Source organism: Phytobacter massiliensis JC163 (assembly GCF_000321045.1).
In the GTDB taxonomy this organism is placed as follows: Bacteria; Pseudomonadota; Gammaproteobacteria; order Enterobacterales; family Enterobacteriaceae; genus Phytobacter_A; species Phytobacter_A massiliensis.
The window spans coordinates 1,496,091-1,516,519 of record NZ_HE578945.1 but is presented as its reverse complement, the minus strand read 5'-3'; the positions used below and the strand labels follow the sequence as shown (position 1 = coordinate 1,516,519).

General features: G+C 55.4%; 25 protein-coding genes and 1 pseudogene. 6 read left to right on the top strand and 20 right to left on the bottom strand.

What is annotated here, in order from left to right:
* The 8 genes and pseudogenes from ENTHG_RS24115 to rluE all read right to left on the bottom strand — a co-directional run.
* Positions 1-131, bottom strand: a pseudogene (locus ENTHG_RS24115) (two-component system response regulator PhoP); the annotation flags it as partial.
* A 127-nt stretch (positions 132-258) separates the two neighbouring features.
* Positions 259-1,629: an adenylosuccinate lyase gene (gene purB, locus ENTHG_RS07490; RefSeq protein ID WP_044177494.1), complete on the bottom strand. Its 1,371-nt coding sequence runs from the start codon at positions 1,627-1,629 to the stop codon at positions 259-261.
* A gap of 19 nt (positions 1,630-1,648) precedes the next feature.
* Positions 1,649-2,278, bottom strand: coding sequence for a high frequency lysogenization protein HflD (gene hflD, locus ENTHG_RS07485; protein ID WP_044177491.1), 630 nt, complete (start codon positions 2,276-2,278; stop codon positions 1,649-1,651).
* 33 nt (positions 2,279-2,311) lie between these two features.
* Positions 2,312-3,418 carry a tRNA 2-thiouridine(34) synthase MnmA gene (gene mnmA, locus ENTHG_RS07480; RefSeq protein WP_044177488.1) on the bottom strand — a complete coding sequence of 369 codons (1,107 nt, stop codon included), beginning with the start codon at positions 3,416-3,418 and terminating at the stop codon, positions 2,312-2,314.
* 103 nt (positions 3,419-3,521) lie between these two features.
* Entirely contained in the window at positions 3,522-5,471 is a 1,950-nt protein-coding gene (locus tag ENTHG_RS07475; protein ID WP_044177485.1) for a methyl-accepting chemotaxis protein, read from the bottom strand.
* Positions 5,472-5,768: 297 nt separating this feature from the next.
* Complete coding sequence (locus ENTHG_RS07470; protein ID WP_044177483.1) at positions 5,769-6,218, bottom strand: NUDIX hydrolase; 450 nt, start codon at positions 6,216-6,218, stop codon at positions 5,769-5,771.
* Between the two features lie 11 nt (positions 6,219-6,229).
* Positions 6,230-7,150 carry a hypothetical protein gene (locus ENTHG_RS07465; protein WP_044177480.1) on the bottom strand — a complete coding sequence of 307 codons (921 nt, stop codon included), beginning with the start codon at positions 7,148-7,150 and terminating at the stop codon, positions 6,230-6,232.
* A gap of 42 nt (positions 7,151-7,192) precedes the next feature.
* A complete protein-coding gene (gene rluE / locus ENTHG_RS07460) occupies positions 7,193-7,843 on the bottom strand; it encodes a 23S rRNA pseudouridine(2457) synthase RluE (RefSeq protein WP_044177477.1) in 651 nt (216 codons plus the stop codon).
* A gap of 117 nt (positions 7,844-7,960) precedes the next feature.
* Between rluE and icd the strand changes: the two genes are divergently transcribed.
* Positions 7,961-9,211 (top strand): NADP-dependent isocitrate dehydrogenase, encoded by a 1,251-nt coding sequence (gene icd, locus ENTHG_RS07455; RefSeq protein ID WP_044177474.1) that lies wholly within the window; start codon positions 7,961-7,963, stop codon positions 9,209-9,211.
* 139 nt (positions 9,212-9,350) lie between these two features.
* On the opposite strand, the gene nudI is transcribed toward icd, so the two are convergent.
* The 3 genes from nudI to hprR all read right to left on the bottom strand — a co-directional run bounded on the left by nudI (position 9,351) and on the right by hprR (position 11,903).
* Complete coding sequence (gene nudI / locus ENTHG_RS07450; protein WP_044177471.1) at positions 9,351-9,776, bottom strand: nucleoside triphosphatase NudI; 426 nt, start codon at positions 9,774-9,776, stop codon at positions 9,351-9,353.
* Between the two features lie 98 nt (positions 9,777-9,874).
* Positions 9,875-11,230, bottom strand: a complete 1,356-nt coding sequence (locus ENTHG_RS07445; protein ID WP_044177468.1) for a heavy metal sensor histidine kinase — start codon at positions 11,228-11,230, stop codon at positions 9,875-9,877.
* Complete coding sequence (gene hprR, locus ENTHG_RS07440; protein ID WP_044177465.1) at positions 11,223-11,903, bottom strand: response regulator transcription factor HprR; 681 nt, start codon at positions 11,901-11,903, stop codon at positions 11,223-11,225. Before hprR ends, ENTHG_RS07445 begins: the two co-directional genes overlap by 8 nt.
* 135 nt (positions 11,904-12,038) lie before the next feature.
* Here hprR and uraH point away from each other — a divergent pair, with 135 nt between their 5' ends.
* Positions 12,039-12,449: a hydroxyisourate hydrolase gene (gene uraH, locus ENTHG_RS07435; protein ID WP_044177462.1), complete on the top strand. Its 411-nt coding sequence runs from the start codon at positions 12,039-12,041 to the stop codon at positions 12,447-12,449.
* Positions 12,450-12,660: 211 nt separating this feature from the next.
* On the opposite strand, the gene ENTHG_RS07430 is transcribed toward uraH, so the two are convergent.
* On the bottom strand, positions 12,661-13,089 hold the full coding sequence (locus ENTHG_RS07430) for a type II toxin-antitoxin system HicB family antitoxin (RefSeq protein WP_044177459.1): 429 nt from the start codon (positions 13,087-13,089) through the stop codon (positions 12,661-12,663).
* Positions 13,090-13,112: 23 nt separating this feature from the next.
* Positions 13,113-13,295 (bottom strand): type II toxin-antitoxin system HicA family toxin, encoded by a 183-nt coding sequence (locus ENTHG_RS24110; protein ID WP_071825820.1) that lies wholly within the window; start codon positions 13,293-13,295, stop codon positions 13,113-13,115.
* Positions 13,296-13,759: 464 nt separating this feature from the next.
* Between ENTHG_RS24110 and ENTHG_RS25590 the strand changes: the two genes are divergently transcribed.
* The gene (locus ENTHG_RS25590) at positions 13,760-13,909 is read left to right on the top strand and encodes a hypothetical protein (RefSeq protein ID WP_154657537.1); all 150 of its coding nucleotides are present in this window, start codon (positions 13,760-13,762) and stop codon (positions 13,907-13,909) included.
* A gap of 11 nt (positions 13,910-13,920) precedes the next feature.
* Here the strand turns inward: ENTHG_RS25590 and ENTHG_RS25585 are convergent, their stop codons facing one another.
* The 4 genes from ENTHG_RS25585 to ENTHG_RS07420 form a co-directional block, all read right to left on the bottom strand.
* Positions 13,921-14,064: a hypothetical protein gene (locus ENTHG_RS25585; protein WP_154657536.1), complete on the bottom strand. Its 144-nt coding sequence runs from the start codon at positions 14,062-14,064 to the stop codon at positions 13,921-13,923.
* Positions 14,054-15,877 (bottom strand): sensor domain-containing phosphodiesterase, encoded by a 1,824-nt coding sequence (locus ENTHG_RS07425; protein ID WP_044177455.1) that lies wholly within the window; start codon positions 15,875-15,877, stop codon positions 14,054-14,056. The genes ENTHG_RS25585 and ENTHG_RS07425 overlap by 11 nt, the downstream gene beginning before the upstream one ends.
* 113 nt (positions 15,878-15,990) lie before the next feature.
* Positions 15,991-16,065 (bottom strand): protein YoaJ, encoded by a 75-nt coding sequence (yoaJ, locus tag ENTHG_RS26410; protein ID WP_106403240.1) that lies wholly within the window; start codon positions 16,063-16,065, stop codon positions 15,991-15,993.
* An 81-nt stretch (positions 16,066-16,146) separates the two neighbouring features.
* Positions 16,147-17,175 (bottom strand): GGDEF domain-containing protein, encoded by a 1,029-nt coding sequence (locus ENTHG_RS07420; protein ID WP_044177452.1) that lies wholly within the window; start codon positions 17,173-17,175, stop codon positions 16,147-16,149.
* A gap of 314 nt (positions 17,176-17,489) precedes the next feature.
* On the opposite strand from ENTHG_RS07420, the gene ENTHG_RS07415 reads away from it, so the two are divergent.
* Both ENTHG_RS07415 and ENTHG_RS07410 read left to right on the top strand, forming a co-directional pair.
* The gene (locus tag ENTHG_RS07415; protein ID WP_044177448.1) at positions 17,490-17,732 is read left to right on the top strand and encodes a putative hemolysin; all 243 of its coding nucleotides are present in this window, start codon (positions 17,490-17,492) and stop codon (positions 17,730-17,732) included.
* 69 nt (positions 17,733-17,801) lie between these two features.
* A complete protein-coding gene (locus ENTHG_RS07410; protein WP_044177446.1) occupies positions 17,802-18,107 on the top strand; it encodes a hypothetical protein in 306 nt (101 codons plus the stop codon).
* On the opposite strand, the gene ENTHG_RS07405 is transcribed toward ENTHG_RS07410, so the two are convergent.
* Both ENTHG_RS07405 and ENTHG_RS07400 read right to left on the bottom strand, forming a co-directional pair.
* On the bottom strand, positions 18,097-18,453 hold the full coding sequence (locus tag ENTHG_RS07405; RefSeq protein WP_044177443.1) for a DUF488 domain-containing protein: 357 nt from the start codon (positions 18,451-18,453) through the stop codon (positions 18,097-18,099). The two genes, ENTHG_RS07410 and ENTHG_RS07405, sit on opposite strands and share 11 nt — an antisense overlap.
* Positions 18,450-18,947 carry a 2-thiouracil desulfurase family protein gene (locus ENTHG_RS07400; RefSeq protein ID WP_044177440.1) on the bottom strand — a complete coding sequence of 166 codons (498 nt, stop codon included), beginning with the start codon at positions 18,945-18,947 and terminating at the stop codon, positions 18,450-18,452. Before ENTHG_RS07400 ends, ENTHG_RS07405 begins: the two co-directional genes overlap by 4 nt.
* 154 nt (positions 18,948-19,101) lie before the next feature.
* On the opposite strand from ENTHG_RS07400, the gene ENTHG_RS07395 reads away from it, so the two are divergent.
* Positions 19,102-19,809 carry a CTP synthase C-terminal region-related (seleno)protein gene (locus tag ENTHG_RS07395; protein WP_044177437.1) on the top strand — a complete coding sequence of 236 codons (708 nt, stop codon included), beginning with the start codon at positions 19,102-19,104 and terminating at the stop codon, positions 19,807-19,809.
* Between the two features lie 10 nt (positions 19,810-19,819).
* Here ENTHG_RS07395 and ENTHG_RS07390 read toward each other — a convergent pair.
* On the bottom strand, positions 19,820-20,429 hold a 610-nt coding region (locus tag ENTHG_RS07390), incomplete at its 5' end, for an MFS transporter (protein ID WP_145973662.1).

Genomic DNA, 20,429 nt, shown 5'->3' with positions numbered 1-20,429 from the left:
GATGTTCATTAAGAAAATAGTCGGCTTCCTTTGCATCTTCCGCCCGCGTCAACCTGATGCCCCATCTCTGAAAGCTGCACTTTCAGATGATGACGCAGCAGAGCATTGTCCTCCACAACGAGTACGCGCATCGTCTTTACTCTCCTGACTTTTGCATTACGAATAGTGTAACGCTGATTTTCTGGCGGGCGGGATAAACATTGGTTAAACATGGGGAAGGAAGCCCTCTTTTTGGCGAAAAGAGGGCGAAAACGCAGCTTATTTCAGCTCATCGACCATTTTGATGGCACGGCCGATGTAGTTCGCAGGCGTCATGGCTTTCAGACGCACTTTCTCTTCTTCCGGCAGCGGCAGGCTGTCAATGAACTGCTGCATCCCTTCGGCATCGACGCGCTTGCCGCGGGTCAGCTCTTTCAGCTTCTCGTACGGTTTTTCGATACCGTAACGGCGCATCACGGTCTGGATCGGCTCGGCCAGCACTTCCCAGTTGTGATCCAGCTCGTCCAGCAGACGATCGCGGTTCACTTCCAGCTTACTCACGCCTTTAAGGGTCGACTGGTAGGCGATCAGCGCGTAGCCGACGCCGACGCCGAGGTTACGCAGCACGGTGGAGTCGGTCAGATCGCGCTGCCAGCGGGAAACCGGCAGTTTACTTGCCAGGTGCTGCAGCACCGCGTTGGAGAGGCCGAGGTTGCCTTCGGAGTTTTCGAAGTCAATCGGGTTCACTTTATGCGGCATGGTCGACGAGCCGATTTCCCCGGCGATGGTCTTCTGTTTGAAGTGGTTGAGCGCGATGTAGCCCCACACGTCACGATCGAAATCGATAAGGATAGTGTTGAAGCGGGCGATGCAGTCGAACAGCTCGGCAATGTAATCGTGCGGTTCAATCTGCGTGGTGTACGGGTTCCACTGGATGCCCAGCGACGTCACGAACTCTTCGCTGAACTGATGCCAGTCCACCTGGGGGTAAGCGGCAATGTGGGCGTTATAGTTGCCGACCGCGCCGTTGATTTTACCGAGGATTTCCACCTGGTTAAGCTGGCGATACTGGCGTTCCAGACGGTAAGCCACGTTAGCCATCTCTTTACCCATGGTCGACGGCGTTGCCGGCTGGCCGTGGGTGCGGGAGAGCAGCGGGATATCGCGGTACTGGACGGCCAGATCCTTCACCGCCGCAATAATCTGCTGCCAGTAAGGCAGGATCACTTCGTCGCGGGCGGTTTTCAGCATCAGCGCGTGAGAGAGGTTGTTGATATCTTCCGAGGTGCAGGCGAAGTGGATGAACTCAGAGACCGCGTGCAGCGCCGGGATATCCGCCACTTTCTCTTTCAGAAAATACTCGACCGCTTTCACATCGTGATTGGTGGTGCGCTCAATGGTTTTGATTCGCGCCGCGTCCGCTTCGTTGAAATCAGCGACCAGCTTATTGAGGAAACCGTTTGCGTCGTCGGCAAAAGCAGGAACTTCCGCGATCGCTGCGTGGGACGCCAGTTTTTGTAACCAGCGAACTTCAACCTGGACACGGAATTTCAGCAGACCGTATTCGCTGAAAATTCCGCGCAGCGCGCTGACTTTATCGCCGTAGCGTCCATCGACAGGGGAAACGGCGGTCAGTGAGGATAATTCCATAGTTCAGGACTCCGGGAGGTTAACAATGAGCGAGAATTTGTTTGGCCTGAGTAGTCAGGCGATTACGGGAAAACATAAGTTGCAGACGGCCACCGCCAACCTGGTGCCAAAGCACGGCGGCGCGGATACCCGCAAGCAGGGTGGCGCGTACTTTTGCCTGCACCTGAGCGCTCTGGAGCACGGCAGGGGAGCCGGTTACCTGAATGCGCGGACCAAGCGGGCTGATAACATCGACATAGATGGCCGCCATGGCGCTGAGCAGCGTTTCCGACTGTAAATCGAAATGCTCAAGCTGGCGTTGCAGGCCGGCAATCCGGTTGCCGAGGGTCTCCATCGCCCCTTTCTGGCTGGCGAGCTTACGCTCCAGCACCATCAGGCTCAGGGTGTAGCGGGTCAGTTCGGCGTTCAACCCCTGGCGGCTACTGGCGTTAAGAACGCCAAGCAGCGTTTCAAGGCCGGTGCGCAGATTGGCCTCGCTGCCGCCAAACACGCCTAACGTTGAGTCGGGGTTTAAATCGATAACGCTGTTTAAAGAGACATGGAGCGCGTCGGCATCACAATGCCCCTGATGCGCCAGCTGTTGCACCAGACGGGCCGACTGGCAGATGCCTGCCAGCGCCAGCGTAATGTCATAGTAATTCTTTGCCACACTCGCTCCTTGCTTCGCTCTCTGTCTCGTTGATTACGCTTCCAGCGCCAGGCGCTGTTCGATAATACCGCCGCCAAGGCAGACTTCGCCGCTATAGAAAACGGCGGACTGGCCAGGGGTGACGGCCGCTACCGGCTCATCAAAGCGCACGTCGATGCGATCGTTGTCGATGGCGGTAACGGTGCACGGAATATCGCTCTGGCGATAACGGGTTTTCACCGTACAGCGCAGGGTGCCGACCAGCGGTTGACGATCGACCCAGTCAAGCTGCTGGGCAATCAAACCAACGGACATCAAACGGGGATGGTCGTGGCCCTGTGCCACCACCAGGATGTTATTTTCAACGTCTTTATCGACCACGTACCAGGGATCTTCAGTGCCATCTTTTGTACCGCCGATGCCCAGCCCTTTACGCTGGCCGAGGGTGTGGTACATCAGCCCCTGGTGCTCGCCAATCTCTTCGCCGTCGACGGTGACGATTTTACCCGGTTGGGCGGGCAGGTAACGGCCAAGGAATTCGCGGAATTTACGCTCGCCGATAAAACAGATACCGGTGGAGTCTTTTTTCTTCGCGGTCACCAGACCCAGCTCTTCGGCGATGCGGCGCACTTCGGGTTTTTCCAGCTCGCCAACCGGGAAGAGACTTTGCGCGATCTGTTCATGGCTCAGCGTATAGAGGAAGTAGCTCTGGTCTTTATTACCGTCGATACCGCGCAGCAGGCGGCTTTTGCCGTCGACGTCGGCGCGACGCACATAGTGGCCGGTGGCGATATAGTCCGCCCCCAGATCTTCGGCGGCAAATTCCAGAAAGGCTTTAAATTTGATCTCTTTGTTGCACAGAATATCCGGGTTAGGGGTGCGCCCGGCTTTGTATTCGGCAAGGAAATGCTCAAATACGTTGTCCCAGTACTCTGCGGCAAAGTTAACGGTGTGCAGCTCAATGCCAAGCTTGTCGCAAACCGCCTGCGCATCGGCAAGATCGGCAGCCGCGGTGCAGTATTCCTCGCCGTCGTCTTCCTCCCAGTTCTTCATGAACAGGCCTTCAACCTTATAACCCTGTTGCAGCAACAGCCAGGCGGAAACGGAAGAATCGACACCGCCGGACATGCCGACGATCACTTTTTTGGGGCTATCAGACATAGAATACTCACTACATTGAACTTCAAGGCGGCGTATTCTATCACGCACTTGTCGCTCAGGCACCCCCCGGCGTCGTCAACGCTTAACGACGCCGGGGAGGCAGTCAGGCTGGCTGTTGGGTAAGGTTAAACTGCTCTACGCTCTGGGCCAGCTGCTGCGCCTGCTCTTCCAGCGAACTGGCGGCGGCGGCCATCTGCTGAACCAGCGCGGCGTTTTGCTGCGTGACGCCATCCATCTCATTCACCGCAATCGTCACCTGGCCGATGCCTTTGGCCTGCTCATCGGAAGCGCTGACGATCTCATTGATGATGGTCTGCACCGAGTTAACCGCCTGGGTCATCTCCAGCATGGTCTTCCCGGCTTCATTCACCAGCTGCACGCCGTTTTCCACCCGCTGGCTGGACTCTTCAATCAGCGCGGCAATCTCTTTTACCGCATTGGCGCTGCGCTGGGCGAGGTTGCGCACTTCCGAGGCCACCACCGCGAAACCCCGACCCTGTTCGCCAGCGCGGGCGGCTTCTACCGCCGCGTTGAGCGCCAGAATATTGGTCTGGAAGGCGATGCTGTTGATCATGGTGGTGATGTCGCCAATTTTCTTCGCGCTGTCATCGATTTGCGACATGGTTTGCACCACCTGGCCTACCAGCGCTTCGCCGCGGCTGGCTATCTGGGTGGCGTTGGCGGTCAGCGCCGTGGCCTGGTGCGCATTGTCGGCGTTATGCTTAATGGTGGCGCTGAACTGCTCCATACTGGCGGCGGTCTGCTCCAGCGCGGCGGCCTGCTGTTCAGTCCGCGAGGAGAGGTTAATGTTACCGCTGACAATTTCGCCCGCCCCCTGGCGCACCGAGTCGCTGGCCTCTTTAATCTGCCCGACGATGGACCGCAGCTGCGCCTGCATGGTATGCAGAGCGAAGAACAGGCTGCGCCTGTCGCCGTTCTTGACGTTAATGACGTTATCTAACTTGCCATCCGCCACCGCCAGCGCGATGGTGGCCGCCTCCAGCGGTTCGCCGCCGATCGGCCTTAACACTTTGCGGCTAAAGACAATGCCCAGCAGCGCGCTGACCAGCAGAATGCTGAATACCATCAGCACAATGGCGTTGAAAAGCTGCCGGTTGGCGGCGGCCATCACCTGGCTTACCGGCGCGACGATGCCCAGGTGCCACTTCTCGCTGCTGTTGCCGATAGCGACCGGCTGCCAGGTAATCAGCGCATCTTCGCCAAGAATGGCGTCCGGCTGTTCGGTAACCGCAGAGGAAAACCCGCCGGTCTCGCCAGGATAGGCTTTACTGGTCAGGCTCTTATCCGGATAGGAGATCACCTTGCCTGCCGAAGAGAGCAGAATCGCATAGCCGCCGCCTTCCCACGGCTTAATCTGGTTTACTTTCTGCTGCAGCGAGGCCAGGGAGATATCGGATGTGACAACCGCCTGCAGTTTACCCTGGCTCACAATGGGTGCGGCGACCGAGGTTAAGAGGGTAGGGACGCCGTTATAGGCGTAGCTGTACGGCTCGATCAGGGTATCTTTCTGCGACTTTTGCGGCAGCAGATAATAGTCGCCCTGGCCCGGCGTCAGGTAGGAGAGCAGAGGGTGGAGTTTAAAGTTGCCCGCCCCGTCGCTGTCGACAAAAAAGGCGTATCGCCCGTTTGGCGCCTGATCGGGTTTACCGGCAAACTCCGCGTCGCGGCCATCAAAGGCGTTTTCTTCAAAGATGACCGACATAGAGAGGTAGTTTGGGTTATCGCGCAGGGCCGATTCCAGCAGTTTATCCGCCACCCGGCGGTCGGTCACCCCGGCCTGCGGCAGCGCTATCAGGCTGTGGCCAAGGTTATGGGCAACATCGCGGGCGTAATTGAGCTCTTGTTGAACTCGTAACGCTTCGCTCTGGGCAATCTGCTGGAGATAGCTCTCTGCCAGGGATTTCTGTTCATTACTTGACTGCCAGCTTAATACGCCGATTGTCACCACAAATCCGAGAGTGATGGTTAACGCGCCGGTTAACAGCATTTGCGCGCGGGTACTCATCTTCTTTTTCGTCAATTGTCCGGCCATCACGCCTCCTCAGCTATCAGGCATTAATTTCGTCGCGCGTCCCTTCTGTTTGTGCCTCCTGCAACCACTTTATCGGCGTCTATTTTTTGATCTTTAGCGGCGCGGTCGGGGGCGATAACAGACGTAAAAACTACTTATTTTTAGTTTTGTAGTTGAAAAGATTGTCTGGGGGAGGGGGAGTGGCGTGTTGTAGAGTAGTGAAGCGTGACTGATCAGTTGTTTAAGCTGTCGTTAAATATTATTAAGCGGCGGGCGGATAACAGAATGCGCCTGCCAGGGCGCATCCGTAGCGACGGGTTAACGAAAAGGCCAGTTGAACTCGCCAATCGTCGAGAGGGGGTAGCGTTCGCCTGTCTGCCAGGCGCGGATGCTTTCCGCCACCAGCGGCGACCGCAGGTTAGAGGCGGTAAGGATCTCCTCTGCGCTGACCCACAGGCAGCGGTCGATGTCATCGTCATGAGGCTCGGTGGCGCAAACCTGCGCGAGATCGACGGCGAACAGAAAACGCAAAAACGGCGTTTTATCGGGGGCTATCCACTGATGCATGCGGACAAACGCATCGGGGGTGGCGCTGATACCCGTCTCTTCCCACAGCTCGCGGCTGGCCGCTTCGACCAGCGTCTCATCCGCTTCCAGATGACCGGCGGGCTGGTTCCATAACGCTTTGCCGTTGATGGTCTCTTCCACCACTAAAAATTGACCCTGTGCGTGCACCACACAGGCGACGGTAACGTGCGGTTTAAACATACCTCTCCTTTTTACTCGTCAAAGCCATCGGCCATATCCGGCCAGCTGATAGCGCCACTCTGTTTATTGATACTAACATAGGCTACCGGGGGTGAGGTTTCGCTGTCGGCGCCGCCACGACAGAGCGCGGACTGATGGTCTTCCCGGACGATCATTTCCACCGCTTTCGGCGCATTCCAGCTTTCGTAAAACACACAATGATAGTCGGTACGTAGCGCAAGGGTGATAACCCGCGTCGCTTTGTCCGTGGAGAGGGGATTAATGTCGTCGCGATAGCGGTCACCGCTGTCGACCGGCTCCAGCTGCGCTTTTTTTAGCCAGCCGCGCACCATGCGCCGGTCCGGGCCGTACCAGGTCACTTCGAGGAAATCGTCGGCAGACGCCTCCTGGGCTGAGACCTTATCGCCGGGTATCAGAAACAGCGACCGGCTGCGGCACGTTTCATTTGGCATCGTATAAAACCACGCCCGTTCTTGCCCCGTTACGCGCAGATGGTTGTTGGCCGGGGGCGCATCCCGCTCCCGTGTGGGAAGCGTCTTATTTGCCCATGCCTGGCACGGGTCGCTGACCGGGAGTGGGGCAGGCAAAGGTGTCAGACCGTCTTCGGTGATCCAGCCGGTCGCAAACGTGCCGTTGGCATCGCGGTAGCGTATATAGCGAAAAGGGTGAGTGGGGGAGACACCGCCGGACTTACCGTACAGCACCGAACTGCGCAGCACTTCTACCGTGTCGCCTTTAACCAGAAAGGCGGGAAGCTGGCACTCTGAGCCGGGCGCGGAGTAAAAGTGCAGCCTGTTGACGTTCACCTGTGCGGATTCAGCAAGCCAGCGTGCTTCGCCTGCGGCCATACCGGCAATACCCTCGCAGTTTTGATTCGCATAACAGAAGGATGACGCGCCGAGCAGCAAACCGAATGCAATACGTAACAACATTGTTTTCCTCTTCCGTGACCATGTAAAACGCGACACGCCGCGTTATTTCACTTCCCGCCACTCGCCGTTCGCCAGCCCGTCGAGCGTGTAGCCGCCCAGGGCGTAGCGGATAAGGCGCAGCGTAGGAAACCCGACATGGGCGGTCATCCGCCGCACCTGGCGGTTGCGTCCCTCATAGAGGGTGATTTTTAACCAGCTGGTGGGAATGGATTTACGCTCGCGAATGGGCGGGTTGCGCGGCCAGAGCCACGACGGCGGCGCGACGCGTTCAACGCCAGCGGGCAGAGTGGGGCCATCGTTAAGCGTGACACCGTCACGTAAGGCGGCAATCGCCTCATCGTCGGGTTCGCCTTCCACCTGCACGTAGTAGATTTTCCCGGTGCGCTTACCCGGCTGTGTCAGCTGTGCCTGCAACGCGCCGTCATTCGTAAGCACCAGCAGCCCTTCACTGTCGCGGTCAAGCCGACCTGCCGCGTATACATTCTGCACGGTTATATAATCTTTCAACGTGCTGCGTCCCGCTTCGTCAGTAAACTGGGGCAACACATCATAGGGTTTATTGAACAAAATCACCCGTTTTGGCAGGTTCTGGCGCGCAGGCCTGGTTTTCTGTTGTGAGCTGAATCGCTTAAGGTGGTGATTTCTATCAGGAGTTTTCTTCATGGTATTTTCAGCAGTTATCAATTGCCGCATTATAACGTAATCATGATTACCTTTCATGGAACCCAACTATGGGGTAGTATTGACGGGCAAATTACAATTCATTAACAAAAAATCAGTAACAACCAGAAGCGCTCGAAGGAGAGGTGAATGGAAAGCAAAGTAGTTGTTCCGGCGGAAGGTAGTAAAATCACCCTACAAAACGGCAAGCTGAACGTTCCGAATAACCCGATTATCCCGTTTATTGAAGGTGATGGTATCGGCGTCGACGTGACTCCGGCAATGCTGAAAGTGGTTGATGCCGCCGTGGAGAAGGCCTATAAAGGCGAGCGTAAAATTTCCTGGATGGAAATTTACACCGGTGAGAAATCTACCCAGGTTTATGGCCAGGACGTCTGGCTGCCCGCTGAAACGCTGGATCTGATCCGTGATTACCGTGTTGCCATCAAGGGCCCGCTGACGACGCCGGTTGGCGGCGGTATTCGCTCCCTGAACGTTGCGCTGCGCCAGGAGCTGGATCTGTACATCTGCCTGCGCCCGGTTCGTTATTATCAGGGCACGCCGAGCCCGGTTAAACACCCTGAACTGACTGACATGGTTATCTTCCGTGAAAACTCCGAAGATATCTATGCGGGTATCGAGTGGAAAGCGGACTCCGCTGACGCTGAGAAAGTGATTAAATTCCTGCGTGATGAGATGGGCGTGAAGAAAATTCGCTTCCCGGAACATTGCGGTATCGGTATTAAACCGTGCTCCGAAGAAGGGACCAAGCGTCTGGTGCGCGCGGCCATTGAGTACGCTATTACCAACGATCGCGACTCTGTGACCCTGGTGCACAAAGGCAACATCATGAAGTTCACCGAAGGCGCGTTCAAAGACTGGGGTTACCAGCTGGCGAAAGAAGAGTTCGGCGGTGAGCTGATCGACGGCGGCCCGTGGCAGAAGATCAAAAACCCGAACACCGGCAAAGAGATCATCATTAAAGATGTGATTGCCGATGCGTTCCTGCAGCAGATCCTGCTGCGTCCGGCAGAATATGACGTCATCGCCTGTATGAACCTCAACGGCGACTACATCTCCGACGCCCTGGCCGCGCAGGTTGGCGGTATCGGTATCGCCCCAGGCGCGAACATTGGCGACGAGTGCGCGCTGTTCGAAGCCACCCACGGCACCGCGCCGAAATACGCCGGCCAGGACAAAGTTAACCCGGGCTCCATCATCCTTTCCGCGGAAATGATGCTGCGTCACATGGAATGGTTCGAAGCCGCCGACCTGATTGTTAAAGGTATGGAAGGCGCGATCAATAACAAGACCGTGACCTATGACTTCGAGCGTCTGATGGACGGCGCTAAGCTGCTGAAATGCTCAGAGTTTGGCGACGCGATCATCGACAATATGTAATCCAGCTGCTGGGTTAAATAAAAACGGGAGCCTGTGGGTTCCCGTTTTTTTATGGTAGGAGAAATTCAGCGCGGGAGAGAATCAAAATATAAATACGGCGAATATTTACTTTCCTTAACAAAACCGCAGCTTGAACGCATTAAAGCATTCCTTTCTGAGCAAAAGTAATGCTCGTTGCTTCATTTAAATCCATGTATTTAATCTTTTCGGGTGAGACCCACATTACGTCCTGAAACTCTTCGTTGAATGTAATAACCCGGTTGGTACTTACACAATCGAATATGAGATAAATCATGTATATATCTTCGGTAGTACCATCTGGATATGTCTTCTTCCTTACATCATCACGAAACGTCCATGGTTTAATGTCAGTAATTAACAACTTATCTCCTAACTCTTCCATGATTTCCCGTCTGAGCGCGGTTTCAATCGTTTCGCCAGGCTCCATTCCTCCGCCGGGAAGAGCCCACTGTCCGGGGAATACACCACGATCGGAAGCCATTTTACACAGCAAATATTCGCCATCATTTTGTATCACTGGACATACGATTGTTCTCTGGCGCATCTTGTCTCCTTTGCGGCAGTATAAAATAAGCCACATACATTAAAGGGTGTCTTTGCCAGGGTGAAGCGCTTCGGGAAGCGCCACACGCAGGAGGCAACCTAAACCTCCAGCCGAATTCCAAAAACATTACGCCCCTGCTCATGGCGATAATAAGCGTTTCCGCCGTGTAAGGTCGCTATAGCGCTGACCAGCGACAGCCCCAGTCCGCTGCCAGCGGTGTGGCGGACATTATCGCCGCGCCAGAATCGTTCGAATACTTTATCAGGCTCGCGCACGGGCTCCCCTATATTGGACACTTCAACCACGACGTACTCTCCGCGATGAAAAGTCCTGACGGCAATCCTGCTCATTTCAGGCGCATAACGGATGGCGTTGGTCAGCAGGTTGGTCATCGCCCGCTGGAAAAGCATTTTATCTGCGCTGAGGCGGCCGTCGGCGTAAAGCTCGATACTCATCTCCCGCTCTTCCGCCACGGGTTCCAGAAAGTCGATAAGCCCTTCCAGCGTGTCGTGGAGCGAAAACGTCTCTTTATTGAGTTTGATATTGTGATGCGCGGCGCGGGCGAGAAAAAGAATATTTTCCGTCAGCCGCGACAATCCCTCCAGCTCTTCGATATTGCCCTCCAGCAGAGCCTGATATTCTTCAACAGTCCGGGTATGGCCAAGCGCAACCTGATTCTGCCCTAACAGAACGTTGACGGGAGTGCGAATTTCATGGGCCAGATCGTCGGCAAACTGGGTCAGGCGGATAAAATCTGTCGCCAGGCTGTGGCGCATGGTATTGAGCGCCTCTCCCAGAGGAAGAAGTTCACGGGGCAATGCGGGAAGGGGCACGGGGTGCGTTAACCTGTCACTGCCGGTTTCCGCCACCACTTTACTTAAACGGCCAATCGACCGTAGCCCTCTGCGAATCAACAGCGGACTGAGGGCGGCGCTCAGTAAAACAGCCGCCAGCGAAATCAGGATGCTTTGCTGACGATAACTCGCCAGCATCACCGCACGCTCCCGCGCGACGCGGGCAAGGGTGATGGTTACCGGCCCGGCGAGCGCATCCGCCTGCAGGCTGAGCGCTGAGGCTTCAGTGCCATCGTTGCTTATCCAGCGGCGTAGCTGTTTCTCACTGGGAGCGACGCCTGCCGGGGTGGGGGCAATGCCGGGCATAGCAACGCCGGTATGGTTAATGGTGACGTTTTGCGCATCCTGCGGGCGGATAATCAGGATATCCTGCCGGGTATCGACCATACGATTAAAATAGAGCGGCAGAGCGCCGGGGTTAGCGCCATCTGCCAGTAACTGCCGTAACTGCGCGGCCCGGTTGATAAGCGTTTGATCGTCACGCCATATCAGTTCGCTGCGTAATGCCTTATACAGAAGCAGGCTTATACCGCCGCAGGCCAGCGCCATAATCAGGGTGAAAATCGCCGTCAGCCGCAGCGTAAGAGAGGGGCTATACACCGCCAGACTCCTTCTCCGACAGGCAATATCCCATACCTCTTACCGTGGTAATGAGCTTGCGGGGAAACGGATCGTCGACTTTACGGCGCAGGCGGCGAATGGCGACATCCACAATGTTCGTTTCACTGTCGAAGTTAATGCCCCAAATTTCGCTGGCGATAAGCGTGCGGGGCAGAATTTCATCGCGCCGGCTGGCGAGCAGCCACAGCAGCATGAACTCCTTACGCGTCAGCGCTACGGGCACGCCGTCTCGCGTTGCCTGCAGGCGCGCCGAGTCCATGACCAGATCGGCCACGCGCAGCACTGTCCCGTGCGGCGAATGTTGCCGAAGCTGGTTTCTCACCCTTGCCAGCAGTTCAGCAAAGGAAAAGGGTTTTACCAGATAGTCATTTGCTCCCAGCTCCAGCCCCTTAACCCGGTCTTCTACTGAATCTCTGGCCGTCAGGCAAATCACGGGAGTATTGCTGGCGGTGCGTAGGGTTTTAAGCACCTGCCAGCCGTCCATGCCCGGCAGCATAATATCCAGAATTATCAGGCTCCAGGGGTGCGATAACGCCAGATGCAGGCCATCGCGCCCGTCCGCCGCGTAATCCACAATATAGCCCGCCTCTTCAAGCCCCTTGCGGACCCAGGCGCTGGCTTTTTCGTTATCTTCAATCAGTAACAGTTTCATCGGGGCAGTTTGCCACGAATTTTCTGCCCGCCCCAGCGTTTGTGCGCCAGATGACAATATGGTCATCTTTCTGACAGGTAATTCAGGACGCCGCACGGGTATAACAGCAGGGTGATTACTACAGGAGACGCAACAATGAAAAAAACCATCGCCGCCTTATCCCTCGCTGCGCTGCTCGCCGCGCCAGGCATCACCTTCGCCGCCGGTAAAAACCCGCTAAGCGTTCATGTGTTGAACCAGCAAACGGGTATGCCCGCTGCGGGCATGGCGGTTACGCTTGAGCAGAAACAGGGTGAAAGCTGGAAGGTCCTCAATACGGCCAGCACTAACCAGGACGGCCGTATCAATGCGCTATGGCCTGAAAAGCCCTTCGAAGCGGGGGATTATCGGGTCACGTTTAAGACCGGCAGCTGGTTCACGCAGCAAAAACAGCAGAGCTTCTTCCCGGAAATTCCGGTGGAGTTCCATATCACCGATACGCAGACGACTTATCACGTCCCCTTGCTGCTCAGCCAGTACGGCTACTCCACCTACCGGGGAAGTTGAAGCAACGGTAACCGCGCGTACGGGCTGCCTGACCATAAGCGGGTCAACTATCACCCAGGACAAAACCATGCTAATTTGATGGCTTTTGTAGAGGTGTGAAGATGTGTACTAACCTTTTTGATAACGCACGCCGTTATACCGATGAGAAAAAGTAAAACCAAAGCCGCTATTGCGGCTTTTTACCTTCTATTTGTTATGGCGTACTGCAATTTTACTGATTTAGCGCATGGCGGGCCGCTTGCGCAATAAAATGGCTCCGGTCGCGATAAACGCTATTCCCCTTTACGGCGCTATCGATGCGCTTAATCAGCGTATCCGGCAAAGAAATATTTATGCGCTGTGGCTTACCTTCAAAGCTTGATAAATCAACATCTACCATCACCCAGCTGTCGAAGTCTTTATACTCTGGGTTGGCAGAGTAAACCAGATATCCAGCATCCTTAATCTCATTGGCTGCGATACCGCTACGCAGGAGATCTTCTGCCACCAGCAAAATGGCTTCCTTTACCATTGGGCCGATTTGATCCTGACTGTCAGCTGCGGAAAAACAGCCATAATCGTAAGCTGAAAATGCAGGAACGATCATACCGTAGGCGGTGTTTTCATCTTTCGGCGTCTCGACGCCCACTGAGAAGAACATACAAATCTCCAGAGAAGGGGGGATTAAATTCCCGCCATTTTTTTAATAGACCTGACAGTGCCATGAGGGAGATCCTTTTTCGGATGAGGGATCGGAAAAGTTTTTCCGGTAACGGGTGACCACCATATCTGATGGCTACCTCCGTTATGCCGCTTAAGCTCACATCCAGCAGCCATCAATTCCTTTATCAGGTCAGCTGATTTCATCTTTTCTCCACTCAGTTTTATTCTACACACGAATACACACAAGGCAACTAAAGAAAACGGAAGCCCGAAGGCTTCCGTTTTTTAAGGTAGAGCACTACGGTTAGGGTTAATGGGGCACACCCGGAAGAAAAGCGTGTGCTGTGTCAGGCCTGGTCAAACGTTAAAATCAGTAATCGTTATTGATGTCCTGCATGGACGAACGGCTGACGAGGAAGGCGACGGCGTTTATCGCCAGGATGCTTGTTACGGTGAGCGTTATCATTATTTAATCCTCAACCAGAAGTGCGTATCGTCGCACCTGATTAGATTATCGGCATCGCTTTGGATAACTCTACATTTTTATTCGGGCTACTGCTTAAATAATAAAAAATTGCGTTGCGGCTCGCAAAAATAAAATTAGCAAGCGAATGTTTTGCTTGCTTAAATAAAATTTTCCACGCCGGGCGCTATTATAGAAACAGCAAGTGATGGATAGCTCGGGAGTAGGTGTTTTCATCAGTGATTATCAGGCTGCGCTGATTAAAAGAGAAGAGCAGGCGGAAAGAGACAGGACGCAAATAAAGAAAGGCAGTTTCGACATCAAAACTGCCCAAAAAGAAAGATTAAATGTTTGATCGTATTTCCCTTACGTGCGGCCTTTATAACCGGGCAAAGCGGAACGCGCCAGCGTGTTTTTTTTGCGCTGGAGAATGAGGAAATTAATGATCGGGATACTGATACCGCGCTTTATCAATTCACCGGGTAATAAGGCAACAAATTCAGGAGCCATACTGATGCTGATTGGGGCTTATTTGCGCCAGAATGCGATACGGTTTATTTTCCGCCAGCCATGCGGGAAGATCGTCTGCCTGCAGGGGGCGTGAAAAGTAATATCCCTGTGCTTCGTCGCAGCCGTAATCGGTAAGCATACGGGCGGTATCATGGTCTTCCACGCCTTCGGCGAGCACCACGTACTGCAACTCTTTAAGCATCATAATCACATTTCGGGCAATAATACGGCTGCCGGGATCGGTGGTAATCTGGCTAACCAGCGACCGATCTAACTTAATGACATCAATGGGAATTCGGCGCAAATAATTAATATTGCTGTAGCCTGCGCCAAAATCATCCAGCAGGATCTGGAAGCCCGCCATTTTGAGTTTATCGAGCTCTTCCAGCGCCGCTTCGCTCTCCAGCACTTTTTCCGTTTCAAGGCACTCAATGCGGATATCGGCCGGATTCAGTCCCGCCTCGCGCACCTGACGTTCCAGCTGGCTGGCAAACCCGCTCAGAGAAAAATCGCTGACGGTCACGTTAATGGAGACCGGCAGCAGAATACCTTTTGCCCGCCATATTTTTAATTGTGCGATAACCTGGCCAATCACCCACTGAGTAATATCCGCCATCAGGCTGGTTTTTTCGGCAAGCGCGACAATGGTCGCCGGGGAAATATTGCCCGCTTGCGGATGACGCCAGCGCAGCAGCGCCTCCATACCCTCTGTTTTACCGGATCGTAGCGAAATTTTCGGCTGATACACCAGATAAAGCTGATCGTGAGCCTTGATCGCCTCGCTCAAATCGTAGAGCAGTTTGAAGTCTTTATTTCTTTTATGGTCGAGGATGGGGTTAAATGCCAGCAGTGGGATGCGCTGGCGTATGGCCTCATGCACGGCGCTAATCGCCTGGCGTAGCGACTCGTGGGCATCATCTTCCCGCGGCGTAAATTTCACATAGCCGCTATGAACGGTGAGGGGAATATCGATATCGCTGGTAATGTGCGCCTGGGTTCCGGGCAGTGCCTCCGCTCGTCTGAGCAGCGTCTGCGCTGCGCCATACTCCACCAGTACCGCAAAACGGCCAGGGGCAAAAGCATACAGCGTAGTCGTCTCTTTAAGGCGTAGCCGCAGGCGCAGTAGCGGGGCGAAATTGCGTAACATTTTTTCGACGGCGGCAAGGCCAAGATAACGGGTCAGCTCATAAGCCCTGGGCATATCGATAAGGTCAAAAATGATCACCCCGTAGCTGCCAGACGCCTGCGTCTGCACCAGGCACTCCATTTCGCGCATCAGTGACTGACGATTGGGCAGCCCGGTCAGGGCGTCAACCCGGCCTATGGAATAGCATGCTTCAAGGTAAAGCGCCGCCAGCCTGGCCACCCGGTTAAAGTTGTCGATCTGGCGTGATGACGGGGAGTAAACCTCCGCGCTGCTGACGCAAAGCGTGCCCAGTACCAGCCCTTCACGGGTGAGCAAAGGCGCGGATGCATAAAAAAGGATATCGCCGCTTTGCACCAGCGGCTGGTGGGAAAAACGCGTGTCCTGGCGGGTATCAACGCAGACAATGGTCTGGCTGCTGGCCCGCGTGTACTGACACATCGTTTTATCAATGGCTATTTTATTGTGAGTAATTGGGACGTCTTTAACATATTTTATATACTGGCAGGCGTCGTCGAAAACGGTAATAAAGCACCCTTCGACGCCCATGACCTCGCAGGCGAGACAGGCATATTCTTTCAGTGCCGCATCGCGCCCTTTATCTTCATTGCGCAATAATTCGAGCGCGGCCAGCCGTTTACTTTCGCTTTTATTAAGTCCGGTGAACATGGCGAGCTCCTGCTCAAAGTGAGGGGGCTAAAAGTTCTGCTGAGCCGACAACATCATCAGTCCGGGCGCTGTGCTTTATTAAGACGTTTTATGCACTAAGTCTAGTTCATCTTTTACCACCAGCCCAACTGAGTTCCGGCAACAACGACTATCGCGACAACAAGCATAATGATGGTTGATTTTTTCACGGACGCGCTCCTGAGCAACGCTCTGAATAATGAAATAGAACGGATTGAGTTGATTCTCAAACAGTAACCAGCCGGGACCGGTTAATTAAGCTGTACAAAACGTTTTTTCTGTTTGGCGTGCTTTTCCTGATACATCGCCTGGTCAGCCGCATGCAAAGCGCTGTCGGCGTCCGTGTCGGCGGGGTTGATTTCAACGACGCCAACGCTGGCGCCGGGATAGAATATTTTTACCGGGCCCAGATGGTATTCACCGATGAGGCAGTGCTGCAACGTGTGTTTACGTTGCGTAAGGGCTGCGTCGCTATGGTTATCGGCAGCGCTGCCGCGGCAGGCCAGTAAAAATTCATCGCCGCCAATGCGACCGACAATCTCATCTTTCTGGCAGCTGCCCGACAGCCGCTGACCGACTTCAATCAGGAACCGATCGCCCGCTTCATGGCCCAGACGATCGTTGATGGCTTTGAAATCATCGAGATCGATAAAGGCGATAACAACCTGGTAACCGACCTTGCGGGCCGAGTCGAAGAGGGCTGTCAGATGTTCGAAAACGGCGCGACGATTGGGCAGGCCGGTAAGCGGGTCGGTATAAGAGTGGGCAATCAACGCCGCGTTCGCTTCGCGAAGCTGCTCCACCAGCTTTTCTTTTTCAATCGACTGGGCAATCAGCCCGGCAAACAGCCGCAGCACCTGCTGGCCGCGCATGGTCAGCGTATGCTGCCCGGTACTGGCGGCACAGAGGGTGCCGAAAAGCGAGCCGTCCGTCAGCAGTACCGGCGTGCTTAAATAAGAGGAGATGCCAATAGCGCGCGCCGCCTCGCAGTCGGCCCAGTCGTGGGCGACATCATCACTAAAAAGACGATTATCATCCAGCGCGCGTTTACACAGGCTGTCGCCCCAGGGCAGGGAAAACCCCTCGGGAATATCAAGCTGCTTACTGTTGCGTGAATACAAGATGTGCTGATACCGGCCATCCGTGTCGATCCGGGTCAGATAAGTGGATTCCATTTCGGTCACCATCTCCAGCATTTCGAGCAGCTGGCGCACCAGCGTTTCAAGGGAGTGGTCTTGTGTGAGCGTTTCAGAAACGCGGGCCAGGATGTAATCGGACATTACAGATAACAACTCCGCTGCATACGAGGCAAAAGATTGGGACGATGAAAATATAGACTGGCGGGCATTAAAGCATGGATAAAAGAAATTTTATATATCCGAATATATTAACGGCAAAAATGGGTAGGTAAAAAAAAGCCCCGCCTGAAGAGGCCGGGGCAAAAACTCATTGATTACGGAATGATGTTCTCTGGTCATGGGTGAGAACAGGGCTAATATATCGCTGAAAAGTGGCGTAAAAATGGAGAAAGCATGGAGATCTGCGCTCCGCTGTTTTAAGCTCAATTTCTCTTAAATCATGAAAGGATACACAGATGCGATTTTTGATCCCGCTCTCTTTTATTGCGCTGACGGCCTGCGCACAGCATAACGACGCGCCCCCGCCGCCTGCGGTGGGTAAGGCCAATCCGGCGGCGGAGTACTGCCTGCAAATCGGCGGCGAGCGCGTACCGGTGCAAAGCCCGCAGGGCGTGCGTACCGTCTGCAAATTACCGGGCGGGCAGACGATCGATGAATGGGAATTATGGCGTCGCGATCATCCGAAATCCGGCTCGTGACAAGCTGCCGCGCCCCAGGGTAAACTTGCGCTTAAGATTTTTCTTAAAACAATCTGGCGTGAGAGAAGTATGTTTCAGTTACGACCCGGTAGCATTGCCATTGTTATCGGCGCACAAACCCCAGTCGGGCGCGGCAATATAGGTAAATCCGTCGAGCTTTTTGGTCTCTGCCAGCCGGGAGAGATGTTTCTTAACCCGGTTAATGGCGTGATGACGCGCATGCCGCTGTCCGCGTCACGGCCGCTGTGGCTGGTCACCGGGGAGGTGACGGCGTTTGACGGGCAGCACGGTTTCGCCTTTGTGCGCGCAGAACATCTGATGCCCCTCGACCCCGACTGCCTGCCAGAGCACGAGCGCGCGCAGACTATTGCCTGATGGCCAGGCCTCTTAGCCATTCGGCAAGCACCTGCGCATGGTTATGTTGAGTATCTTTCGCGCCGTACAGCAGGGTGAGAGGCCGCTCTTTCGCCTGCCTGAGCAGGCGCTCGCCTTCCTCCGTTAGCTCCGCCAGCTCTGCGAGCCAGGCTTCGCGGAAGGCAGCGAAATCGATCGCGCCGCTGTGGAAATCTTTGCGCAGCGCCGGTGAGGGGGTCAGCGTTTTGCACCATTCATCATATTCAAGCGCGTCCTTCTTCACGCCGCGTGGCCATAGCCTGTCTACCAGCACCCGGTAACCATCCCCGGTGGAAGCGGCGTCGTAGAGACGCTTGCACTGAATCATATTTCCTCCCTCGCATTGATAAAATCGACCAGCTCCGGGAGCTGCTGATGGGAAAATACCCGGATGCCATGGGCCGAAAGCAGGGCGGCAGCGACGCCCATTCCGGCGCGCTGGGTGCCGCTAAAGGTGCCGTCATAAATGGCACGGCTGCCGCAGGTAGGGCTGCCATCCGTCAGTAGCGCGGCGCAGCACCCTTCCTTCCGCGCGGTTTCCAGCGCCAGCCAGGCGGCCAGCTGATAGTGCGCGGTGACATCCTCACCGTTATTTTCCTGGATACGCGCGGCGTTGCGCATCACTTCATCACCGCTTCCGGCAATGATTTCCGCCGGGCGACGCGGCACCGGCAATCCCGCCGCCAGTTCCGGGCAGTGGATAACCAGCCGCTGCTCTTTCTGCCAGCGTTCAAGCGTCTGGCGCAAATCAGCCTTTTCGCGGCCGTTGTAGCGCACCTGAAACCCCATCAGGCAGGCGCTAATCAGAATCTTACTGGGCATCTTTTCTCCGCTTACTCCGGGCTGACGTTTTTATTGCCAGCGTCACGGCCTCTGATGTGGCCTGCAATAATTAAGGTATTGTGATAACGGCAAAAAGTCGCTAATGTCAGGTTCCTTATGTTACCCGAACAATGTCAGGCATAAGGAACCCTCCATGACCCACACCCCCGTAAAAGAGACGCTGCGAATTGCCCTTGTTGGCGATTATAACCACGATGTGCCTGCCCATCAGGCTATTCCGCTGGCGATTGATGATGCCGCCGCGGTGCTTGATGTTACCGCTGATTATGACTGGCTGGCTACCAGCGAGATCCGCAGCGCCGAAGACCTGGTCGGCTACGATGCTATCTGGCTGGTGCCGGCAAGCCCGTATAAAAACGCCCAGGGCGCTTTTCTTGCCGCGCAATATGCCCGCGAAAACGCCATTCCTTTTCTGGGAACCTGCGGCGGCTTTCAGCATGCGATTATTGAGTATGCCCGGCATGTGATGGGGGTGGCCGACGCGGCGCATCAGGAGACGGACAGCGAAGGGCAGATGGTCATTGTGCCGCTGAGCTGTTCGCTAATTGATAACAGCTCGGAGATAGAACTACGGGCCAATACTCTCATTGCCCGCGCCTACGGCCGGGAAAAAATAACCGAGGTATACCGTTGCAGCTACGGTATCGCAGCGGATTTTGCAGCCGAACTGGAAAAGAGCGATCTGCGGGTTACCGGCTGGGATGAGGAGGGGGAGATTCGCGCGGTTGAGCTGGCAAACCATCCTTTCTTTGTCGCCACCCTGTTCCAGCATGAGCGCAATGCGCTGGCGGGGCGTCCGGTGCCGCTGGTGCAGGCGATGCTGCGGGCGGCACGGGACTGAGGCGCGGGCGTTAGCGGGGCGTGACTTCCCGGTCGCGCCCGGCCAGCGCGCCAAAAGCGGCCATCACCACCGATAACAGGGCGCAGGCGGCCAGTGGGATATGCCAGCTGCCGCTGGCGTCATGAATTTTGCCCATTAGCGGCGGCCCGCAGGCGGCCAGCAGGTAACCCACCGACTGCGCCATACCGGATAACGCCGCAGCCTGATGCGCGGAGTTGGCGCGCAGGCCAATAAAGGTCAGCCCAAGGATCATGGTCGCGCCAGAGCCAAAGCCAAACATCAGCGTCCATATCACCGCCTGCTGTGGCAGCACCCAAAGCCCCACGGCGCTAACCGCGCACATCAGCGACACCAGCACGGCGATGCCCCGCTGATCGCGCAGGCGGTGCAGCACCAGCGGCACCAGCAGGCCCGGCGCGGCGGTCGCCAGCTGCAGCAGCCCGTGCACCGAGCCAGCCCCGGCTTCGCTGTAGCCATAACTCAATAAAATCGCCGGCAGCCAGCCGATGACCACGTAATAGATTAACGAGTTGATACCCAAAAAAAGCGTCACCTGCCAGGCCAGTGGCGAGCGCCAGAGGCCCCGGCTGTGCGGCACGGTGGAGGCGGTGATATGCGCG